The organism is Colwellia hornerae, assembly GCF_007954355.1.
Classification (GTDB): domain Bacteria; phylum Pseudomonadota; class Gammaproteobacteria; order Enterobacterales; family Alteromonadaceae; genus Colwellia_A; species Colwellia_A hornerae.
Window position 1 is genome coordinate 1 of sequence record NZ_VOLR01000028.1, and the last position, 20,028, is coordinate 20,028.

The following is a 20,028-nucleotide window of genomic DNA, read 5'->3' on the forward strand; positions in this document are numbered from 1 at the left end:
AAAGTCAGCCAAGCAATTCGTTTTACCCAGTAGGCGAGAGCGGCAATATCCGAGAATGCTGAAGTGCTCAAAGAATAGATATCCTGTTAAAAGTAAAAATGCCGTTCACCTTAAGTGAACGGCATTACACATATAGCGCCTCTTTTTTTCGATAATCTATTCACTTAACTTTTTTTGGTCGGTCTTTGCCAGTTTGATATATTTCTTTGCTTACCTCTAGCGACCGCTAGTTCGTCAGCGGCTACATCTTTAGCAATAACAGAGCCAGCACCTATGGTGGCATTAACACCAATAGTAACCGGAGCCACTAATGAGCTATTTGAACCAACGAAGGCACCATCATCGATAGTGGTTTGAAACTTATTAACGCCGTCATAATTACAAGTGATCGTTCCAGCGCCAATATTAACATTTTGACCGATAACAGTATCACCTAGGTAAGTTAGGTGACCCGCTTTACTACCAGCCCCTAGGATTGTTTTTTTCATTTCAACAAAATTACCAACATGCGAGTCTTTATTCATTACAGAGCCGGGGCGCAGTCGAGCAAATGGGCCAACAGAACAGTCTTTGCCTACAACCGCGTCTTCGATAATGCTATTCGCTTTTATTATGCTATTTTCACCTATGGTACAATTTTTTAAAATACAATTAGCGCCAATTTTTACACCACTCGCTAAGGAGACGTCTCCTTCGAAAATACAATTGATGTCGATATGCACTTCTTCTCCAATGACTATATTACCGCGAATATCGATGCGGTTAGGATCACGTAAACTTGCGCCCGCTATCATTAAAGCTTCGGCTTCACGTAGTTGGAAGGCTCGCTCTAATGAAGCAAGTTGCACACGATTATTGGCACCTTCAACTTCAATCTCGGTATCGGGATGAGCAGTAGCTATAATTTTCCCTTCATGATGACATGCGGCAATGATATCGGTTAAATAATATTCACCTTGGGCATTGTCACTTGACAAGTTTGCTAGCCAGCGTTTTAAATCACCACCATTCGCTAATAAAATGCCCGTATTAGCTTCAGTAATTAATAACTGCTCAGCTGAAGCATCTTTTTGTTCTATGATACCAACCACGGCGTTATCTTTACGCACTATACGTCCATAGCCAGTAGGGTTGGCTAAGTTCACCGTTAATAACCCCATACCATGCTCTGGTTTAACTGCTAATAATTTTTCTAAGGTGCTAACTTTGGTTAGTGGTACATCGCCATAAAGCACTAAAACATTTTCATTATCATTAATGAAAGGTGATGCCATATCTACCGCATGTCCGGTACCTAATTGTTCTTTTTGTTCAATAAAGGTTAAATCGTCGCTTGCACTGTTATTCGCGATGGTCGCTTTTAATACTTCACCACCAAAACCATAGACAATATAGATATTATCGGCGTTTAGTTGACGCGCTGCATTAATGACATGGCTAACCATAGGTTTATCAGCAATTGCATGAAGTACTTTAGGGAGTGATGAACGCATGCGAGTACCTTTACCCGCGGCAAGAATGACAACTGAAAGAGACATAGTATATCCGTTATTTATGTTTTTGATGGTAATAACAAATATTGTAACCTTGTTTTAACAGATAAACTATAGTGTTGCTGTGCTATAGGTGTTTGAAATATTTTTATATCATCAAAGTTAATTGTTTAAAAAGCTGCAATAAATTCAACTTAACAGGTTTACCCTAACACTTAATTACCCGATATTTTAAAGACAAAAAAAAAGCGATCTTTACCTTAAGTAAATATCGCTTTTTTGTCACTAAAACTCAGTGCTTTGTCTGTAAAGTTAGACTTTTTTGTTAGACGCTTGTATTACGCGTAATTGCGCTGTTACTCGCGCTAATTCAGCAGCAACTTCAGCATAGTCGACATCTCCGCCATGAGCGTTCATGTGTTCTTCTGCGCGTTGCTTAGCTTCTAATACTGCCTGTTCATCCAAATCGTCTGCACGTACCGCTATATCAGCTAATACTGTCACGTTATTTGGTTGAACTTCTAACATGCCACCAGAAAGATAAATAACTTCTACTGAGCCGCCATGTTTAACAATACGAGCCATACCAGGTTTTAGCGAGGTCAATAAAGGTGCGTGGCCAGGCATAATACCTAGTTCACCTTCTGAACCTGTGATCTGTAATGATTCAATACGACCAGAGAATAATTTCTCTTCGGCACTTACTACATTTAGATTTACCGTCATTGCTGACATTTTGACCTCCTAAAGTAGGTGGTTAGTTCATTGACAGGTTAATACTTGTCTAGAACTAACACACCCAAGCAAATTACATGTTTTTAGCTTTCTCAGCTGCTTCTTCAATAGAACCAACCATGTAGAATGCTTGCTCAGGTAAATCATCGTAGTCACCGGCTAAAATGCCAGTAAAACCTGCGATAGTATCTTTCAAAGAAACATACTTACCTGGAGAACCTGTAAATACTTCAGCAACAAAGAACGGCTGAGATAAGAAACGCTGGATCTTACGAGCACGAGAAACGGTTTGCTTATCTTCTTCAGAAAGCTCATCCATGCCTAAGATAGCGATGATATCTTTAAGTTCTTTATAACGTTGTAATACGTTTTGTACACCACGTGCTACTTGATAATGCGCTTCACCAACCACTAATGGATCAAGTTGACGTGAAGTTGAATCTAACGGGTCAATTGCTGGGTATATACCTAACTCGGCAATTGAACGCGAAAGTACAACAGTTGCATCTAAGTGAGCAAAGGTCGTTGCAGGGCTTGGATCGGTCAAATCATCTGCTGGTACGTATACCGCTTGGATTGAAGTGATAGAACCTTTCTTAGTAGACGTAATACGTTCTTGTAAGATACCCATTTCTTCTGCAAGTGTTGGTTGATAACCAACGGCAGATGGCATACGGCCTAACAATGCAGATACTTCAGTACCTGCTAAGGTGTAACGGTAAATATTATCTACGAAGAATAATACGTCACGACCTTCATCACGGAATTTTTCCGCCATGGTTAAACCTGTCATAGCAACACGTAAACGGTTTCCTGGAGGCTCGTTCATTTGACCGTAAACTAACGATACTTTATCAAGTACGTTAGAATCGTTCATTTCGTGATAGAAATCGTTACCTTCACGAGTACGCTCACCAACACCAGCAAATACTGAGTAACCGCTATGCTCGATAGCGATGTTACGGATAAGTTCCATCATGTTAACGGTCTTACCAACACCAGCACCACCAAATAAACCAACTTTACCACCCTTGGCGAATGGACATACTAAGTCGATTACTTTGATACCTGTTTCTAATAATTCGTTTGACATTGCTTGGTCAGCGTAAGCTGGAGCAGAACGGTGAATTGACCATCTTTCTTCTTCACCAATAGGACCAGCTTCATCGATAGGCTCGCCCAATACATTCATGATACGACCCAAAGTAGCAGTACCTACTGGAACTTGGATGTTTTCACCTGTATTTTCTACATTAAGACCACGTTGTAAACCATCAGAAGTACCCATAGCGATTGTACGTACTACACCGCCACCAAGTTGCTGCTGAACTTCAAGTACTAAACCTGAAAGCTTACCTTCGGTTACTTTTAATGCGTCATATACTTTAGGTACAGCATCTTGTGGAAATTCGATATCCACAACTGCGCCAATGATTTGGACGACTTTACCTGTACTCATGTTAATTCCTCAAATTTAAATTTAACGAAAACTAATCTTTTACCGTTATACGGCTGATGCACCAGCAACAATTTCACCCAATTCTTGAGTAATACTTGCTTGACGCGCCTTGTTGTATACCAACTGTAAATCATCGATCAAGTCGCCTGCGTTATCAGTTGCAGATTTCATTGCAACCATACGAGCGGCTTGTTCACAGGCGATGTTTTCAACAACGCCCTGATATACTTGAGATTCTACATAGCGAACTAATAACTGCTCAAGCATAGCTTGTGCGTCAGGTTCGTAGATGTAATCCCAACGATGTTGTATCTTTTCATCGTCTGACTTAGGTAACGGTAAAAGTTGATCGATTGTTGGTTTTTGCGTCATGGTATTAACAAATTTATTGTAAACAATAAATAATTTGTCAATTTTTCCATCGTCATAAGCATCTAACATCACTTTCACACTACCGATTAAATCGGTAAGTGAAGGCCTGTCGCCTAAACCAGAAACTTGTGCGGAAACATTAGCATTGAGATTATTGAAAAATGAAGTTGCTTTAGAACCAACAACTGCAAATTCAACATCTGCTTCTTCTGCTTGCCATTTGGCTGCATCAGCTAATACTTTTTTAAACAAGTTAATGTTTAAACCACCACACAAACCACGGTCTGTAGACACAACGATATAACCAACACGCTTGACTTCACGCTCTTCCAAATAAGGATGGCGATATTCCAAGTTACCAAGCGCGATATGACCGATCACGTTTCGTATATTCTCAGCGTATGGACGAGAAGCAGCCATGCCTTCCTGCGCTTTGCGCATTTTGCTAGCTGCAACCATTTCCATAGCACTAGTGATCTTCTGAGTGTTTTTAACACTCGCGATCTTAGATTTTATCTCTTTACCACCGGCCATGACTTATCTCCGAAACTTTGTTATGAATAAAAAGTTCTTACCAAGTTTGAGTAGACTTGAATTTCTCAAGTGCTGCTTTCAAACCTGCTTCGATTTCTTTATCGTATCCACCAGTTTCGTTGATTTTAGCCATCAACTCAGCGCTATCGTTGTTGATAAAGGTATGTAATGCTGCTTCAAAATCATTGATTTTGTTTAATTCAACATCGTTCAAAAAACCTTTTTCAGCAGCAAATAAAGAGACTGCAGTATCAGCAACAGATAATGGGCTGTATTGGTTTTGCTTCATCAATTCAGTAACACGTTGACCATGCTCTAATTGAGCACGCGTCGCGTCATCTAAATCAGAGGCAAACTGTGCAAATGCCGCTAATTCACGGTATTGAGCAAGTGCTAAACGAATACCACCACCTAATTTCTTGATGATCTTAGTTTGCGCTGCACCACCAACACGAGATACCGATAAACCAGCGTTAACAGCCGGACGGATACCTGAGTTGAATAAATCAGCTTCTAAGAAAATTTGACCATCAGTTATCGAAATTACGTTAGTCGGTACGAATGCAGATACATCGCCCGCTTGTGTTTCGATAATAGGTAATGCAGTTAAAGAACCAGTGCGGCCTTTTACTTCACCGTTAGTGAATTTTTCAACATAGGCTTCGTTTACACGTGAAGCACGTTCTAATAAACGACTATGAAGATAGAAAACGTCACCTGGGTAGGCTTCACGGCCTGGCGGACGACGTAAAAGTAATGAAATTTGACGGTAAGCAACTGCTTGCTTTGACAAATCATCATATACGATTAGTGCATCTTCACCGCGGTCACGGAAGTATTCACCCATTGAACAACCAGCGTATGGTGCTAAGTATTGTAAAGCAGCCGCTTCAGAAGCAGAGGCAACAACAACAATAGTATTATCTAATGCGCCATGCTCTTCTAATTTACGTACTACGTTAGCAACTGTTGACGCTTTTTGGCCAATAGCTACGTATACACACTTAATACCGGTATCTTTTTGATTGATGATGGCATCTAGCGCAATTGCAGACTTACCGATTTGACGGTCACCAATGATCAATTCACGTTGACCACGGCCAATTGGGATCATTGAGTCAATAGACTTAATACCCGTTTGAACTGGTTGATCAACAGATTTACGTTCGATTACACCCGGTGCTTGAACTTCAACAGGAGAGAAACCATCGTTTTCGATTGTTCCTTTACCATCAATAGGCTCACCTAGAGTGTTGACAACGCGGCCTAATAAACCACGTCCTACAGGTACTTCCAATATACGGCCAGTACCCTTAACTTTTTGTCCTTCTGCTAAATCAGCATATGGACCCATAACTACCGCACCGACCGAATCACGGTCAAGGTTTAACGCGATAGCGAATCGGCTACCAGGAAGTTCGATCATCTCGCCTTGCATTACATCAGCAAGACCATGGATGCGAATAATACCATCTGTTACAGAAACGATAGTACCTTCATTACGAGCTTCGCTGACAACGTTGAATTTTTCAATACGATTTTTGATCAATTCAGCGATTTCAGTGGAATTCAGTTGCATGCTCTGTTCCCTTATCTCTTAAATGCTATGACTGCATTGCTGTTGCTAAACGATTCAGTTTGTTACGAACTGAACCATCGATAACCATGTCGCCGGTTTTTATTACCAAACCAGACACGATACTAGCGTCAACATTGCAATTAAGCTTTACTTTACGAGCCAAACGCTTTTCAAGCGCGGCGCTTAATGTAGTTAATTTATCAGCTGTTAATTCAACAGCAGACGTTACATCCACAATGGCTGTTTTTTCATATTCAGCTTTTAATTCGCTAAATTGAATAACAATCTGTGGTAGCACCAATAGGCGTCCATTTTCAGCTAAAACTTTAACAAAGTTTTGGCCATTGCTATCAAGTTGAACATCACAAACTTTTAAAAATAAGTCCTGTGCTTGTTCAGCTGATGCGCCACCAGAAAGGAAACCTTTAATAGTGTCGTCTTTTGAAACTTCTGCAGCAAACACTAGCATTTCTAACCAGTGGTCTATCGCATTAGCTTCAACAGCAAAATCGAACGCTGCTTTAGCGTAGGGACGAGCGACGGTTGTCAATTCAGACATAGCTCATTCCCCTCTTAAAGTTCAGCTACAAGTTTATCTAAAATGTCGCTATGTGCAGCGGCATCGATTGAACGCTCAAGAATTTTCTCGGCACCAGCTACAGCTAAGACAGCTACTTGTTGACGTAGTTCTTCGCGAGCTTGATTGCGTTCTGTTTCTATTTCAGCATGACCGGAAGCTAATATTTTAGCTTTTTCGGCTTCAGCTTTTCCTGCAGCTTCTTCAACAATTTGCATTTCACGTTTTTTAGCAGCTTCAATAATAGTAGCAGCTTGTGATTTAGCATCTTTAAGTTGTTCCGTCGCTTTAGCTTGAGCAAGCTCAAGATCTTTAGCAGCACGGTCAGAAGCAGCAAGTCCGTCAGCAATAGTTGCTTGACGAGCTTCGATAGCAGCCATAATAGGCGGCCATACAAACTTCATGCAGAAAATTACAAATACGACAAATGCAATTAATTGACCAATTAGTGTGGCATTAATATTCATTTGTGTACCTCCTCATTAGTTATTCGTTTTAAAAAAGACTTAAACTTAGCTAGTAAGAATTAAGCAAGTACGAATAACATGTAAAGACCAATAGCAACACCGATCATCGCGATAGCATCAATAAGACCCGCTACGATGAACATTTTTACTTGAAGTTGTGGTGCTAATTCAGGTTGACGAGCAGCAGATTCTAAGAACTTACCACCTAATAAACCAAAACCAATCGCAGTACCAAGAGCACCTAGACCGATTAATAACGCAACAGCAATGAATAACATATATATCTCCGATATTTAAAGTTAATGTTAAAAGTTAAAAAATTAATGTAAAAGTAAAACTTTATTCAGGGGCTTTCGCCCCAAAAATTTAGTGATCTTCGTGAGCTAAACTAAGGTAAACGATAGTTAGCATCATAAAGATAAACGCTTGTAATGGGATAATCAGCAAGTGGAACACTGCCCATAAAAAGTGTACTGGCAATTGGAATAAACCGATTGTCGCAATAAGTAAAAATATTAACTCACCCGCATATAAGTTACCAAATAAACGTAACGCTAATGATAAAGGACGAGCTAATAAGGTAACCATTTCAAGAATAAAGTTCACTGGATATAAGGTCCAATGTCCAAAAGGCTGAGTGGTTAATTCTTTAATGAATCCGCCAACACCTTTCACTTTAATTGAATAGTAAATTGTAAGTATAAATACACCTAATGCCAAAGCAAAAGTCATATTAGGATCTGTTGTCGGCACTGGCTTCATGTAGACTTGAGACATTTCAACGCCGCCAACAATACTGATTATCCAAGGGAGGAAATCTACCGGCACCCAATCCATTGCATTCATTAACAACACCCAAACAAAAACCGTTAAGGCCAGTGGGGCTATTAAGGGGTTGGTACCATGGAAAGTACTTTTAACGCTGTCGGCGACAAATTCGACAATCATTTCAACAGCACATTGCAATTTCCCTGGTACGCCAGTTGTTGCTTTTTTAGCAACAGAGCGAAAAATGTAAAGAAAAACGAATCCTAAAAACACCGACCAACCAAGAGTATCTAAATGCAAAGTCCAAAATCCATCACATGGATTAACAGAACCAGAATCCATAGAACATAAGCCCTGAGCATCCGCAGTTAAATTGGTTAAATGATGTTTAATATATTCTTGGCTGGTTAATTCAGCAGCTGAAGACATATTAATGTTCCTATGAGTAAAGTTTAAAAATAAGTTTTCTTATTAACAACAACATTAATGTTGATGTTTCAAAATAAACGGTGTTAATAACGGTAACGCCATTACTAAACAAAACATGCTAAAAAATGGTAAAGGCACAATCACTAAAAACTTAAAGGCCAGGGAAAATAACAACGCTGTTACTACCATTTTTAATTTTACGCCGCTAAAAAAGGATTCAACCACTAATTTAGACGACTTAGCCCCAGCAAATCTAAATGCTTTATAGGCAAATATAATATTAGGGATTATACCTATAGCACCACCAGCTAATGCTGAAACTGCAGAAGATAACCCCCAACTAAAATAGGTTACTAAAGTAATAATAAAAACGATGGCTGTTGTTATGCCAACTTGCTGATAAGCGAACTTTCTTCCTGGTTTAACTAATGAGTTTTGTCTATCTAAGCTCATTTAGTACTCCAAGCTACTATTTCAACGAAATAATTCGTAATTATCAGATTTTATTTTTCTTTGTTAATCAAATAAACATTTTGAAAACTAAAGTAAAAACTTTAACTTTAAAAAGTCAGCGCAAGTATACTGACTTATGATGTTAATGCAACAGAATAGGGCAGTTACGCCCCATTTTTGTGCTAAATATTGGATATAATAATGGTTATATTAATGGTACATACTAAAAAGACCTGAAGCGAGCGACTATTCCGTCTAGCTCTTCTAAATTGGTATACGATATAACCAACTTTCCTTTACCTTTTTTGTTATGAGCAATGGTCACTTGCGAACCAAATTTTTCTGATAAGTTTTGCTCTAAACTTTTAGTATCTGGGTCTTTTTCTTTTTCTTCAATCACCTTTTCTGGTGCTTGTATTTTTTTAATCAAAGCTTCTGTTTCGCGAACGGTTAAGTCTTTCGCGACAACTGTTCGAGCTGCATTGCTTTGTATATCATGCTCTAAGGCTAATAGTGCTCGCGCATGGCCCATTTCTATATCACCGTGTTCAAGCAATGTTTTAACATCTTCATTAAGATTATTTAAACGCAGTAAATTAGAAACAGTGGTTCTCGATTTACCCACCGCATTAGCCACTTCTTGATGAGTTAACTCAAATTCTGTCAATAGACGCTCTAATGCAATGGCTTCTTCCATGGCATTAAGGTCTTCACGTTGAATATTTTCAATCAAGGCAATAGCAATGGCAGCTTCGTCGGCGACATTTTTAATCAGACAAGGTACTTTGTCCATTTTGGCTAATTGCGCTGCTCGCCATCGACGTTCACCAGCGATTATTTCGTAGTTATTTTCACTGATATTTCGAACAACAATCGGCTGTATAATTCCTTGAGAAAGAATAGAATTTGATAAATCTTCTAAAGCTTCAGCCGACATATCTTTGCGGGGCTGGTATTTACCTTGTTGCAATTGCTCTATGGGTAAATATTGTAATTCACTGTCGCGACTAGAAGATAAATTACGTTGAGTCGCATCATCAGTTTCTTTATTTGATGTTAATAATGCATCAAGGCCACGACCTAGGCCTCTACGTTTTGCTGGACTCATAATTTTCCTTCGGGTTTATCTAAATAGTTAATCATTTGTTTTTTCAGGTGTTGTTTTTTTTTGTTCTGCTTTACGTAATATTTCACCGGCAAGTGCTAAATACGCTTTTGCCCCCGTTGATGACTTGTCATAATACATCACTGGCGAGCCAAAACTGGGTGCTTCAGCCAAACGGACATTACGTGGAATAACAGTACGGTAAACCTTGTCACCAAAATGACGTTTCAATTGTTCAGATACGTCATTCGCCAATCGGTTACGAGGATCGTACATAGTGCGCAAAATGCCTTCTATGTGCAAGTCAGCATTCACGACCGATATTAACTGGGAAACTGTGTCCATTAGTGCCGTTAAGCCTTCTAATGCATAGTATTCACATTGCATTGGCACTAATACCGAATCAGCGGCAGTCATTGCATTGACTGTTAGCATATTTAATGAAGGAGGGCAGTCAATAATAATATAATCATATTGGTCACGAATTGGAGCTAAGGCATTCTTTAAACGCTGCTCGCGAGAGTATACTTGCATTAATTTGATTTCAGCAGCAGTAACATCTGTGTTGGCCGCAATTAAATCATATAAACCTGATGTTTCTCGACAAACAACTTCTTCAAATGGTTTCTGATCGACAAGTAATTCGTAGCATGTAGCAGCTACTTCATATTTATCAATACCACTGCCCATAGTGGCATTACCTTGAGGATCTAAATCAATTAATAATATTTTTCGTTTCGTTGCTGCTAGTGAGGCAGCTAAATTAACGGATGTTGTTGTTTTACCAACGCCACCTTTTTGGTTAGCAACCGCAATGATTTTTCCCACAATAACCTCGAAAGTATTTTATTATATTATTATTTTTTTTAGTTCAATAACATGGCGTTCACCTTGCAAATTAGGCACGATTATTTCGCTACTGTCTACAAACTTTATATGTTCTGGCAATTGTTCTATTTCTTCGCGGGGAAATTGACCTTTTAGTGCATAAAATCGCCCCGTTTCATCAGCAATGAGATGTTGACACCAATTGACCATATCTTCAAGTGATGCAAATGCTCGACTTAACACTCCGTCAAAGAGTGCCTCAGGTTGATATTTTTCAACTCTTGATAAAACTGGTGTAACATTTTTAAGTTTTAATTGAAAAACCACTTGCCGTAAGAACGTTATTCTCTTTCCTAAACTATCCAATAAAACAAAATTTCTTTCAGGGTATAAAATAGCTAACGGTATCCCGGGTAAACCAGGCCCCGTTCCAACATCAATAAATGATTGACCTTTTAACTCTTTGCCTACCATCAAGCTATCCATAATATGTTTAACCAGCATATCACTAGTATTGCGGACAGAGGTTAGGTTATAAGCTTTATTCCATTTATTTAACAATTCAACATATTGAATTAATAAATCTATTTGCGTTTCATTGAGTGTTAATTCACTTTTCTCAATGAGTAAGGTCAGTTCAGTTTTAAGTGTCATTTAATTTTTCGCGTTTTAATAATTTTAATTAGGCAGTTTTACGTAATAAACCATGCTTTTTAAGATAAACCAATAATAACGATATCGCTGCTGGTGTAATACCTGATATCCGTGATGCTTTGCCGATTGTTTCAGGTCGAGAATCACTTAGTTTTGCCACAACTTCATTTGATAAACCTGATATTTGGGTAAAATCAAAATCCAGTGGGATCAAGGTATTTTCGTGACGTTTCTTTTTTGATATTTCATCAAGTTGTCTGTCAATATAACCCGCATATTTAATTTGAATTTCAACTTGTTCTGCTGCCTGTTTATTGGTGATTGCAGGTCCCAAGCCCTCTATCTTCATTAAATCATCGTAACGAACCTCTGGACGTCTGATCAGATCTTCTAAACTATTTTCTCGACTGATATCAGCTTTAAGTAGCTCATTGATTTGTTCTACGCCTTGGTGATCTTTTTGGATCCAGGTTGTTTTTAAGCGTTGACGTTCTAGTTCAACCATTTCTATTTTTTGATTAAAGGCTTTCCAACGAGCTTCATCAACTAAGCCCAGTTTATGTCCTTTTTCTGTTAAACGAATATCGGCATTATCTTCGCGTAATAGTAAACGGTATTCTGCACGAGAGGTAAACATCCGGTAAGGTTCTTTAGTCCCTAACGTCGCTAAGTCGTCAACCAATACGCCCATGTAAGCTTCATCGCGGCCTAAGATAAGTTCTTCTTTGCCTTGTACTCGAGCTGCAGCATTGGTGGCCGCTAATAGCCCCTGAGCTCCAGCTTCTTCATAACCGGTCGTGCCGTTTATTTGTCCAGCAAAATATAAGTTTTCAACGAATTTGCTTTCAAGGGTTTGTTTTAAATCGCGAGGATCAAAGTAATCATATTCAATAGCGTAACCCGGTCGAGTGATATGAGCATCTTCAAAACCTTTGATCGAACGTACTAAAGCCATTTGAACATCAAAAGGTAAACTTGTTGATATGCCGTTAGGATATATTTCATGGGTTGTTAAGCCTTCAGGTTCAACAAATATTTGATGGGAATCTTTATCAGCAAAACGGGTTATTTTATCTTCTATTGAAGGACAATATCTTGGTCCAACTCCTTCAATAACGCCAGTGTACATAGGTGATCTATCGAGACCATTTCTAATAATATCATGGGTGTTACTGTTGGTATGGGTAATGTAACAAGGCACTTGTGCTGGATGATCGTCTCTCGATCCCATAAATGAAAACACTGGCCGAGGATCATCACCTGGTTGTTGTTCCATCTTAGAAAAATCTAAGCTTCTCGCATCTAAACGCGGTGGCGTACCTGTTTTTAAACGATCCATACGAAATGGCATATCACGTAGGTTCTTGGCTAAATTTTCACTCGATGGATCACCTGCTCGGCCACCTTGGTAATTATTTAAACCGATATGTATTTGCCCTGCTAAAAAAGTTCCAACGGTTAAAACCACTGATTTCGCTTTAAATTTCAACCCCATTTGGGTAGAAACACCAACAATTTTATTATTTTCTAGAATAAGATCATCACAAGGTTGTTGAAAAATTGTCAGGTTTTCTTGATTTTCTAAAAAATTTCTAACATACGATCGATATAAAATACGATCAGCCTGTGCTCGTGTTGCTCGCACAGCAGGGCCTTTACTGGCATTTAATGTTCTAAATTGGATTGCTGCATGGTCTGTGGCTGTTGCCATTAATCCGCCCAAGGCATCAATTTCTTTGACCAGATGCCCTTTGCCGATTCCGCCAATGGCTGGATTACATGACATTTGACCTAAGGTGTCGATGTTATGCGTTAACAATAAAGTTTTACAACCCATACGTGCCGCTGCAAGACATGCTTCAGTTCCGGCATGACCACCACCCACTACGATTACGTCATAAGATTCTTGATACCACATAAATTTTGACCTTGGTTGAACGTTAAAAATATTTTAATGAATAATTTGCTATTCAAAAATTAGGGAACGTATTTTAGCGCTTTTTTTCGATGAGGGGAATGATCAAATGACTAAAAAGATCTGAGTGTGATCCTTCTTATAATATATAAGATCTTTAAAGAGATCTTATTACTATTACTTATTAGTAAAGCCATTTTCTGTTGATAAGTCCTTTTTCTTTATATATAACAGTTTATTAGTATGATCATAACACTGTGATCATACTTTGATCAAAGGGCTTTAAACCTATGATCAAAATGGCTAGTTATCCACAAGCCAAATAAATTATAATTCTATACACTGAATAATAATAAGAAATTAATAGCTTTTACCCAGACTTATCCACAGACGGTTGTTGTAGGGGACAGTTTTGTTGATAACTTATGAGTAAGATCTTTATAAAAGATCTTTATTATCTGTTAGCCAACGCTGAGCGAGATCCTCTGGATCTATTTCTTCACTCATATCTAAGGTTTTGATCACAACTATTTCATGACAACCTCTTGATAACAATAGTTTTTGTAATTCTTTAGCTGCTTTACAAAAGGTATCGTAATTTGAATCACCCAAGCCTATGATCATAAATTTAACTGGGGATAGATCTATTGTGCTATTCGTAAGATCTTTGACAAATTTTTGAATGTTGTCAGGAAAGTCTCCAGCACCATGAGTTGATGTACAAATTAGCCAAGTTTGATTATCGGTTATTATTTGTTCAAATTTAGGCTGTAAATGTAGAGTTGTTTGGTGATTTAGTGCCAATAAAGTCTCTTCACAGGCCTCAGCAACATACTCAGATCCTCCTAACATGCTGCCAACAATGATTTGAAATGAGCTCATTTTGTTCCTTTATCTTTAAATTTTAAGCAATATTTAGCGTTATTTACCGATACAAAAAGACGAAAATATTTCAGTTAACAAGTCGTCATTGGTAAATTCACCGGTTATTTTATTGAGTTCTATCTGACATAAACGTAATTCTTCAGCCAGAATTTCTCCTGCAACATAAGATTCAAGCTGGTCTAAACCGATAATTAAATGATGATGAGCTTGCTCTAATGCCGCCAAATGACGTCTTCTTGCCATAAATCCGCCTTCAGTACTCCCTTGATAACCCATAATAGTCTTCAAATGGTCTTTGAGCTCTGCTATGCCATCGCCACTTTTTGCTGATAATGTTACCGTAGGAATATTGTTAGCGACTGAAAAACCGGTACTAATACCGTTAATATCTGCCTTATTTTTAATAATACTTAAGCCAATATTTTTTGGCAGTTTAGCAAAGAATTCTGGCCATAACTTCTCAGGATCTTCGTTATTATCATCACAAGCATCGACCATAAGCAGCACTCTGTCTGCTTGTTTTATTTCTTGCCAAGCGCGTTCAATACCTATTTGCTCTACTTGGTCGTTACTTTCACGTAAACCTGCCGTATCAATAATATGTAGTGGCATACCATCGATGTGTATCTGCTCTGTAAGCACGTCACGCGTTGTTCCAGCAATATCTGTGACAATTGCCGCTTCTCGTCCGCTTAAAGCATTTAATAAGCTTGATTTACCGGCATTAGGGCGTCCTGCGATAACAACACGCATTCCTTCTCGAATAATGCTGCCCTGATGTGCTTGGCTTTGGACCTTCTCTACTTGAGTAATAATTTTTTTCAAATCGCCAACAACTTTTGCATCGGCAAGAAAATCGATTTCTTCTTCTGGAAAATCAATAGCCGCTTCGACATACATTCTTAGATGAATAGTGCTGTCGACTAGTTGATTAACCAATTTAGAAAAATCACCTTGTAACGAATGTAACGCACATCGAGCTGCTTGTTCGGAGCTCGAGTTTATTAAATCAGCAATGGCTTCAGCTTGTGTTAAATCTAGTTTGTCATTGATAAATGCTTGCTCACTAAATTCACCGGGTTTTGCCATCCGTACTTTAGGAAGTGCTAAGATTTCTTTTAATAGCATATCTAAAATTACCGGTCCGCCATGTCCTTGTAGTTCGAGTACATCTTCTCCAGTAAAGGAGTGTGGCGCTTTAAAATATAAGGCAATACCTTGATCTAATGCTTGCTGGTTTGCATCGTTAAAGGGTAAATATTCGGCTTTTCTAATTTCAGGTATCTTGCCTAAAATAGCTTGCGCAACACTTTTAACTTCTGGCCCAGATATTCTGATAATACCAACGCCACCACGACCAGGTGCTGTGGCTTGTGCGGCAATGGTTTCTTTTTGATATAAAACTTCGGTCATAATAATTATCCTAGATAGTAGCTTGGCCATTATAAACATTTTTTACTGGAAATAAAAAAGGCGACCATATAGGTCGCCTTTAACAATTTTACGCTTTAGAAATTAATCTTTAGCTTTAGCTAATTTTGCTTTTTCAATACCACTGAAAATAATCTTCATTTGTGCTATTGAAATCATATTACTGACAAACCAGTAAAGTACTAAACCTGATGGGAACCAAGCCATGAATACAGAGAATGCTACTGGCATATACTGCATAATTTTCTGTTGCATCGGATCTTGTATTGTCATCGGTTGCATTTTTTGCATGACGAACATACTTACGCCCATAAATACCGGTAAAATAAAGTAAGGATCCATTGTAGATAGATCTTCTATCCAGAAAAAGAATGGTGCGTGACGTAATTCAACACTTTCTAAAAATACCCAATACAATGCCAAGAATATTGGCATTTGAATGATCATAGGTAAACAACCACCTGCTGGGTTAACTTTTTCTTTCTTGTACATTTCCATGGTAGCTTGTGACATCTTTTGACGGTCATCACCAAAGCGCTCTTTTAACTGTGCCATCTTAGGAGCCAGTTCACGCATTTTAGCCATTGAGGTGTATTGTGCTTTCGTTAGCGGATACATTGCCCCTTTAACCACTAAGGTAATAACAATAATTGCAATACCCCAGTTACTGACTAATGACTGTATTTGTAACAATAACCAAAATAATGGTTTACTGATCATCCATAAAAAACCGTAGTCTATCGTTAAGCCTAAGTGAGGTGCTATATCGTCAAGTACGTATTGATCTTTTGGTCCAACATAAAATATTGCTGATGTAATTGATTGGCTGTTTGGCTCGATCATTATTGCTGGTGATTTAAAACCAATAACGGCTTCACTATTTGATGAGTAGCTAGTATATATTTGGTTGTCTGCTGTCTTGCTTGGTACCCAGGCAGAAACAAAATAATGTTCTAACATTGCAATCCAGCCGCCAGCCGTTGTTACTTTTAATTTAGTTTCTTTAATATCATCAAAATCATATTTTTCATAACGCTCTTCGGTGGTCGAATACGCAGCACCACGATATGTAGGCATCAATGAACTGCCACTTTCTACTACCGTTGATTGTTTTAATTGTGCATACATTTGCACACTAGCCGTTGTTGTTGACGTATTATTAATTATGTATTCAACATTAACGCTATAGCTAGATTTAGTAAAAGTAAAACGTTTAATGACATCTAAGCCATTGGTGGTATATTTTAAATCTACTACTAATGGATTTTCGCCCTCTAATTGGTAGTTTTTGCTGCTAGTTTGGTAAATAGGACGTCCAGATACTTTATCTATCCCTTGTGCGCCTATCAAACCACTTTGCGCGATGTATTTGCGGCTACCGTTTTGCATCACGGTATAAGGAATATCGTTTCCTTGTTCGGTATTAAATTTGACTAATTTGGCATCAATGATATCACCACCACTAGTGGCGATTTTTACTACTAGCACGTCAGTATTAATAGTAATCACTTGTTCTTTTGCTTTTGCCGGAGCTGACATTGGCATTGCCGAGCTTGATGACTCAGGAACAAAGTCGTCATTGCCTGTAGCAATTTGATCTGATGTTTGAGTTATTGTTGTTTGTGCTGCTACGGGTGCATTATCTTTTTGGTATTCAGTGAATAGCAAATAAGTAACAACCATAAGGGCAATAAAAAGAAAACTGCGTTGAGATTCCATAATTTATTATTTCTCTTCTTTTGATGGTGGCACGGGATCTAATCCACCCGCGTTTAATGGGTGGCATTTTAGTATACGTTTGGCTGCTAACCAACAACCTTTTATCACACCGAAGCGATTTATTGCTTCAACAGCATAAAAAGAGCAAGTTGGATGGAATCTGCAGTTATTACCCAGTAGTGGACTAAGCCAGCGCTGGTAAGCTTTTACAATAGCTATGGCTAGCTGTTGTGCCGCTGAATTATCTTTCGCCATATTTTTTCTAATTGTTTTCTTATTTCGGCATTTTCTAACTGATCAGTGCCTGATTTCACCATTACAACCATATCTATGTTAGGTAAGTCATGCTGATTGAGTCGAAAGCTTTCTCTGATTTGACGTTTAATACGATTTCGCTGAACAGCTAATTTAACGCGTTTTTTAGCAATAGCTAAGCCTAAACGATTACGTTCATCAATATTTGGACTAACAAGAATGGTTATGTGGCTAGAGCCGAAACGAAGAGGTTTAGAAAATACAGATTGAAAGTGACCGGGAGTCAACAAGCGTGACTCCCGATTAAATTCATAATTAACCATGATGGTTAAAATATCTCTTAATTAAAGATTAAAGAAGAGATTATGCGCTAAGGCTTTTACGGCCTTTCGCACGACGACGTGAAATTACTGCACGACCGTTTTTTGTAGCCATACGTGCACGGAAACCGTGGTTGCGTTTACGCTTTAATACACTAGGTTGAAATGTTCTTTTCATTACGCTCATCCGTCTGTTGTTGTTGCCCTGGCAAACAGCCGTATTGAGCACACTGGTTCTAAAAAAAGAGGCCGAATTTTATAGTTTGTAGCAGGTGTTGTCAATGCTTATAGTAATCTATTTTAAAAAGATCCTAATAGATCTTTAAGGTTAATTATTTATATCCACAGTTTTATAACATTTGATCAAATAATTATCATAAAAATATAAGCAATCGCCGCTAATAGCTAAATAATATGTAAACATTATTTTAGCAGTAAATTAGTCTAAGAATACCGTTTTAATTGCTTATGACACATTATTTTTATTTATTTTCTCTAAAAGGGCAACTATTTAAAAGTCAATATTGATGTTGTGGATAACTATGGTGATAATAGAGACATTACAAAATACCATATTTACCGACTTTTGTTTTATTTGTCACACTCGTTAAAAGATGATTAAACAAAAGATCGTGTAATTTCAGGAGCATTTGGTTGGATCATTCACTTTGGCAGCGATGCCTTTCAGTTCTACAAGAAGAATTGCCTGCACAGCAATTTAGTATGTGGATACGTCCATTACAATGTGTTGTTGCTGACAATATCATGACTTTATATGCACCTAATCGTTTTGTGCTTGACTGGGTTCGAGATAAATACGTAAGTCGCATAAATGAATTGGTCACTTTACAAGAAAGTACTAATCCTCCTTTACTCAGATTTGATGTTGGTAGTATTCCAAACCAAAGTAGCTCACAGAATATTATTAATACTATTCCTCAGCTTGTTACTTCTAATAAAAAACGAGAAGAGCCACAAAGTAATCTACCCAAAACGACAAATGTTAGAGTCAAATACACTTTTGACAATTTCGTTGAAGGTAAGTCTAACCAGTTAGCACGTGCCGCCGCTTCTCAAGTTGCTGATAATCCTGGTTCTGCTTACAATCCTCTATTTATTTATGGCGGAACTGGCTTAGGTAAAACTCATTTGTTACACGCTGTTGGTAATGGCATTTTACTTAACAAACCCAATGCAAAAATTGCTTACATGCATTCTGAACGCTTCGTGCAAGACATGGTTCGGGCATTACAAAATAATGCCATGGAAAAATTTAAGCATTACTATCGTAGTGTTGATGCATTACTGATTGATGATATTCAATTTTTTGCCGGTAAAGATCGTACTCAAGAAGAGTTTTTTCATACTTTCAATGCCTTGCTTGAAGGTAATCAACAAATTATTTTAACGAGTGATCGCTATCCAAAAGAAGTCGATGTAGAAGATAGACTTAAATCTCGTTTCGGTTGGGGCTTAACTATAGCGATAGAACCACCAGAACTAGAAACGCGCGTCGCCATTCTTAAGCGCAAAGCACAAGAAAGCCATATTAATTTGGCAGATGAAGTTGCTTTTTTTATTGCTAAACGTTTACGTTCTAATGTTCGTGAGTTAGAAGGCGCATTGAATCGTGTTATTGCTAATGCTAATTTTACCGGCCGACCAATTACCATTGATTTTGTTCGCGAAGCATTACGAGATTTACTTGCCTTACAAGACAAGTTAGTTACTATCGATAATATCCAGCGAACCGTTGCAGAATATTATAAAATTAAAGTAGCCGATTTACTTTCAAAACGTAGAAATAGATCTGTTGCTAGACCTAGACAAATTGCAATGGCATTATCTAAAGAGTTAACTAATCATAGTTTACCCGAAATAGGTGATGCTTACGGTGGACGTGATCATACGACGGTCCTCCATGCATGTCGTAAAGTTAAAGCGTTACGCGAAGAGTCGCATGACATTAAGGAAGATTATTCTAATTTAACTAGAACACTTTCGTCATAGCTTTCGTTATAATAATAAGTACATAAAAAAGATAGGTAGA

General features: G+C 38.1%; 21 protein-coding genes. 1 reads left to right on the top strand and 20 read right to left on the bottom strand.

Features of this window, described 5'->3' with window-relative positions; translation table 11 throughout:
- Positions 1–164 precede the first annotated feature (164 nt).
- The 20 genes from glmU to rpmH form a co-directional block, all read right to left on the bottom strand.
- Positions 165–1,538: a bifunctional UDP-N-acetylglucosamine diphosphorylase/glucosamine-1-phosphate N-acetyltransferase GlmU gene (gene glmU / locus ESZ26_RS16200; RefSeq protein ID WP_146800495.1), complete on the bottom strand. Its 1,374-nt coding sequence runs from the start codon at positions 1,536–1,538 to the stop codon at positions 165–167.
- 267 nt (positions 1,539–1,805) lie between these two features.
- The gene (locus ESZ26_RS16205; RefSeq protein ID WP_146800496.1) at positions 1,806–2,228 is read right to left on the bottom strand and encodes a F0F1 ATP synthase subunit epsilon; all 423 of its coding nucleotides are present in this window, start codon (positions 2,226–2,228) and stop codon (positions 1,806–1,808) included.
- Between the two features lie 73 nt (positions 2,229–2,301).
- Positions 2,302–3,687 (bottom strand): F0F1 ATP synthase subunit beta, encoded by a 1,386-nt coding sequence (atpD, locus tag ESZ26_RS16210; protein ID WP_146800497.1) that lies wholly within the window; start codon positions 3,685–3,687, stop codon positions 2,302–2,304.
- Positions 3,688–3,732: 45 nt separating this feature from the next.
- Positions 3,733–4,593 carry a F0F1 ATP synthase subunit gamma gene (atpG, locus tag ESZ26_RS16215; protein ID WP_146800498.1) on the bottom strand — a complete coding sequence of 287 codons (861 nt, stop codon included), beginning with the start codon at positions 4,591–4,593 and terminating at the stop codon, positions 3,733–3,735.
- Between the two features lie 37 nt (positions 4,594–4,630).
- Positions 4,631–6,172 carry a F0F1 ATP synthase subunit alpha gene (gene atpA, locus ESZ26_RS16220; protein WP_146800499.1) on the bottom strand — a complete coding sequence of 514 codons (1,542 nt, stop codon included), beginning with the start codon at positions 6,170–6,172 and terminating at the stop codon, positions 4,631–4,633.
- 25 nt (positions 6,173–6,197) lie between these two features.
- Positions 6,198–6,731, bottom strand: coding sequence for a F0F1 ATP synthase subunit delta (atpH, locus tag ESZ26_RS16225; RefSeq protein ID WP_146800500.1), 534 nt, complete (start codon positions 6,729–6,731; stop codon positions 6,198–6,200).
- Between the two features lie 14 nt (positions 6,732–6,745).
- Positions 6,746–7,216, bottom strand: coding sequence for a F0F1 ATP synthase subunit B (gene atpF / locus ESZ26_RS16230; RefSeq protein WP_146800501.1), 471 nt, complete (start codon positions 7,214–7,216; stop codon positions 6,746–6,748).
- A 59-nt stretch (positions 7,217–7,275) separates the two neighbouring features.
- Positions 7,276–7,494 (bottom strand): F0F1 ATP synthase subunit C, encoded by a 219-nt coding sequence (gene atpE / locus ESZ26_RS16235; protein ID WP_146800502.1) that lies wholly within the window; start codon positions 7,492–7,494, stop codon positions 7,276–7,278.
- 88 nt (positions 7,495–7,582) lie between these two features.
- Positions 7,583–8,413, bottom strand: a complete 831-nt coding sequence (atpB, locus tag ESZ26_RS16240) for a F0F1 ATP synthase subunit A (protein ID WP_146800503.1) — start codon at positions 8,411–8,413, stop codon at positions 7,583–7,585.
- A gap of 54 nt (positions 8,414–8,467) precedes the next feature.
- Complete coding sequence (locus ESZ26_RS16245) at positions 8,468–8,866, bottom strand: ATP synthase subunit I (protein ID WP_146800504.1); 399 nt, start codon at positions 8,864–8,866, stop codon at positions 8,468–8,470.
- A 223-nt stretch (positions 8,867–9,089) separates the two neighbouring features.
- Complete coding sequence (locus tag ESZ26_RS16250; RefSeq protein ID WP_146800505.1) at positions 9,090–9,974, bottom strand: ParB/RepB/Spo0J family partition protein; 885 nt, start codon at positions 9,972–9,974, stop codon at positions 9,090–9,092.
- Positions 9,975–10,001: 27 nt separating this feature from the next.
- On the bottom strand, positions 10,002–10,799 hold the full coding sequence (locus ESZ26_RS16255; protein ID WP_146800506.1) for a ParA family protein: 798 nt from the start codon (positions 10,797–10,799) through the stop codon (positions 10,002–10,004).
- Positions 10,800–10,820: 21 nt separating this feature from the next.
- Positions 10,821–11,453 carry a 16S rRNA (guanine(527)-N(7))-methyltransferase RsmG gene (rsmG, locus tag ESZ26_RS16260; RefSeq protein ID WP_146800507.1) on the bottom strand — a complete coding sequence of 211 codons (633 nt, stop codon included), beginning with the start codon at positions 11,451–11,453 and terminating at the stop codon, positions 10,821–10,823.
- Positions 11,454–11,481: 28 nt separating this feature from the next.
- On the bottom strand, positions 11,482–13,371 hold the full coding sequence (mnmG, locus tag ESZ26_RS16265) for a tRNA uridine-5-carboxymethylaminomethyl(34) synthesis enzyme MnmG (protein ID WP_146800508.1): 1,890 nt from the start codon (positions 13,369–13,371) through the stop codon (positions 11,482–11,484).
- 435 nt (positions 13,372–13,806) lie between these two features.
- The gene (gene mioC, locus ESZ26_RS16270; protein ID WP_146800509.1) at positions 13,807–14,250 is read right to left on the bottom strand and encodes an FMN-binding protein MioC; all 444 of its coding nucleotides are present in this window, start codon (positions 14,248–14,250) and stop codon (positions 13,807–13,809) included.
- Between the two features lie 39 nt (positions 14,251–14,289).
- On the bottom strand, positions 14,290–15,666 hold the full coding sequence (mnmE, locus tag ESZ26_RS16275; RefSeq protein WP_146800510.1) for a tRNA uridine-5-carboxymethylaminomethyl(34) synthesis GTPase MnmE: 1,377 nt from the start codon (positions 15,664–15,666) through the stop codon (positions 14,290–14,292).
- Between the two features lie 102 nt (positions 15,667–15,768).
- Positions 15,769–17,403: a membrane protein insertase YidC gene (yidC, locus tag ESZ26_RS16280; protein WP_146800511.1), complete on the bottom strand. Its 1,635-nt coding sequence runs from the start codon at positions 17,401–17,403 to the stop codon at positions 15,769–15,771.
- A 6-nt stretch (positions 17,404–17,409) separates the two neighbouring features.
- Entirely contained in the window at positions 17,410–17,658 is a 249-nt protein-coding gene (gene yidD / locus ESZ26_RS16285) for a membrane protein insertion efficiency factor YidD (RefSeq protein ID WP_146800512.1), read from the bottom strand.
- Positions 17,625–17,981: a ribonuclease P protein component gene (rnpA, locus tag ESZ26_RS16290; protein WP_070375297.1), complete on the bottom strand. Its 357-nt coding sequence runs from the start codon at positions 17,979–17,981 to the stop codon at positions 17,625–17,627. Before rnpA ends, yidD begins: the two co-directional genes overlap by 34 nt.
- Positions 17,982–18,021: 40 nt before the next feature.
- Positions 18,022–18,156: a 50S ribosomal protein L34 gene (rpmH, locus tag ESZ26_RS16295; protein WP_070375296.1), complete on the bottom strand. Its 135-nt coding sequence runs from the start codon at positions 18,154–18,156 to the stop codon at positions 18,022–18,024.
- Between the two features lie 476 nt (positions 18,157–18,632).
- On the opposite strand from rpmH, the gene dnaA reads away from it, so the two are divergent.
- On the top strand, positions 18,633–19,988 hold the full coding sequence (gene dnaA / locus ESZ26_RS16300; RefSeq protein ID WP_070375295.1) for a chromosomal replication initiator protein DnaA: 1,356 nt from the start codon (positions 18,633–18,635) through the stop codon (positions 19,986–19,988).
- The last annotated feature ends 40 nt before the right edge of the window (positions 19,989–20,028 follow it).